The organism is Mesorhizobium sp. M4A.F.Ca.ET.020.02.1.1 (assembly GCF_004022645.1).
GTDB lineage: Bacteria > Pseudomonadota > Alphaproteobacteria > Rhizobiales > Rhizobiaceae > Mesorhizobium.
The window spans coordinates 1-2,244 of the sequence record NZ_RZOI01000872.1; the positions used below are offsets into that span (position 1 = coordinate 1).

Here is a 2,244-nt window from a genome sequence, read left to right on the forward strand (position 1 = left end):
TCCCCTGCCGGCAGCACCCTGAAATCCGGCAGGTCGCGCAGCGCCAGTTCCGGGCCGGCCGGCGAATAGACGACGAAGAGCTGCATCGGCTGGTCGCCGGTGTTGAGCGTCGAATGGAAGCGGCTCTCGGGCACATAGACTGTGCAGCCGGGGCCGACTTTCGCGACCACCGGATTGCCGTCCTCGTCCTCGACCATCTGCTCGCCATGGCCGGAGATGACGAAGATGATTTCTTCGGCGCCGGGATGGTTGTGGCGGGTGTGGCCCTTGCCGGAGGGCAGGTCGACGACGCCGCCGGAAAAACGCTCCGCACCATTCACTTCGGGCGCGACCGTCAGGGCCAGCCTGCCCCAGTCGAAGCCAAAGGCGCTGACGTCCTTCGGATACACGAACATCTTGCTCTTGTCGGTCATCGTCTCATCCCTTCTTTTTCTTGATGGTCGCCTTGCCGCGGCCGATCGCGACCGCCTTGAAATCCGCCGTCTGTTTGGCGATTGCGGCCTCCGCCGGCAGCCGTTCCATCGAGCTCGCGCCATAGAAGCCATGCAGCCCTTCGCAGCGCTCGAGGATGTAGCGGGCATCGTCCGGCATCGAGATCGGCCCGCCATGGCAAAGCAGGATGACGTCCTTGCGCACCGAGCGCGCGGCGTCGGCGATAGCGTCGATCTCCTTCACGCAGTGGTCGAGCGACTTCGCCGACGTGGCGCCGATCGAGCCGCCGGTCGTCACGCCCATATGGGCAACAATGATGTCGGCGCCGGCCTTTGTCATGGCGCGCGCCTCGTCGGGGTTGAAGACATAGGGCGTGGTCAGGAGGTCGAGCTTGTGCGCCTCGGCGATCATGTCGACCTCGAGCCCAAAACCCATGCCGGTTTCCTCGAAGCTCTGCCGCATGGTGCCGTCGAACAGGCCGATGGTGGGAAAGTTCTGCACACCGGAAAAGCCCATCGTCTTCAATTCGGCCAGGAACAGCGGCATGATGACGAAGGGATCGGTACCGTTGACGCCGGCCAGAACCGGCGTCTTCTTGACCACGGGCAGCACCTCATAGGCCATCTCCTTGACGATCTCGTTGGCGTTGCCATAGGCGAGCAGGCCGGCCGCCGAGCCGCGCCCGGCCATGCGGTAGCGGCCGGAATTGTAGATGATGATGAGGTCGATGCCGCCGGCTTCCTCGGCCTTGGCCGACAGGCCGGTGCCGGCGCCGCCGCCGACGATCGGCACGCCATCGGCGAGCATCTTGCGGAACTTCTCCAGTATTGTCTTGCGCGAAATTGCGGCCATGCGTCCGGGTCTCACTTCTTGACGATATCGAGGAAGGCCGCGGTCGCGGCCCTGGCGAATTCGGGATCGTTGATGTGCAGCGGCAAGCGCGTCACGATGCGTGTTGCCGTCGGACGGATCGTGCGTTCGATGGCCTCGAACAGCGCGGCATCCGCTTCCGGATCGAAGAAGGCGCCGCCGTCGATGTCGAGCGCCGAGACGCCCTTTTCGGGGATAAGGAAGCGGACCGGACCCTCGCAGCGGCTCAGCTTTTCGCCGATCCATTCGCCGATCTTGCGGCATTCGTCCGGCGTCGTGCGCATCAGCGTCACGTTGGAATTGTGTTCGTAGAGCAGGCGTCCGCGATAATGCTCCGGAATGGTCGGCGGCGCCCAGAAGTTGACCATGTCGAGCGCGCCGGCCGAGCCGACATAGGGAAGTTTCGTGCGAGCGGCGGCGCCGAAGCGATCCTGCGTCGCCGGCAGCACGCCGCCGAACAGCAGGTCGCAGACCTCCGTCGTGGTTATGTCGATGATGCCGGCGAGCAAGCCCGAGTCGGCGAGCTTCTCCATCGTGCGGCCGCCGGTGCCGGTGGCGTGGAAAACCATGCAGTCATAGTTGGCGCGCAGATGGTCGGCGATGGCCGTCACGCATGGGGTGGTGACACCGAACATGGTAAGCCCAAGCGACGGTTTGCCGTCGGCGGATGGGGCCGGGTTCCCCACCATGCCCGAGATCGCCTGGGCGGCATTGTGCAGCACGATGCGCGACAGGCGGTTGAGGCCCGCCATGTCGGTCACCGATGGCATCATGACAATGTCGGAGACGTCGACATAGGGTGCGGTGTCCCCGGAGGCGAGCGTCGAGACCATGACCTTGGGCAGGCCGAGCGGCAGTGTGCGCATGGCCGATGTGACGATCGAGGGGCCGCCGCCGCCGCCGATACCGATCATGCCGGATATGTCGCCGCGCGACTGGACG

At 65.2% G+C, this 2,244-nt stretch carries 3 protein-coding genes; all 3 read right to left on the minus strand.

Annotated features, from left to right (window positions below):
* Positions 1–413: cupin domain-containing protein (locus EN742_RS32405; protein WP_128333748.1), on the minus strand; the 413-nt coding region annotated here is incomplete at its 3' end.
* A 4-nt stretch (positions 414–417) separates the two neighbouring features.
* Positions 418–1,284 carry a phosphoenolpyruvate hydrolase family protein gene (locus EN742_RS32410; protein WP_126058196.1) on the minus strand — a complete coding sequence of 289 codons (867 nt, stop codon included), beginning with the start codon at positions 1,282–1,284 and terminating at the stop codon, positions 418–420.
* Between the two features lie 11 nt (positions 1,285–1,295).
* The coding region (locus EN742_RS32415) for a Tm-1-like ATP-binding domain-containing protein (RefSeq protein ID WP_148670426.1) at positions 1,296–2,244 on the minus strand (949 nt) is incomplete at its 5' end.

Bases quoted from the DNA above. Each gene is read 5' to 3' on its own strand.
- EN742_RS32410 (WP_126058196.1), bottom strand. From the start codon at position 1,284: ATGGCCGCAATTTCGCGCAAGACAATACTGGAGAAGTTCCGCAAGATG.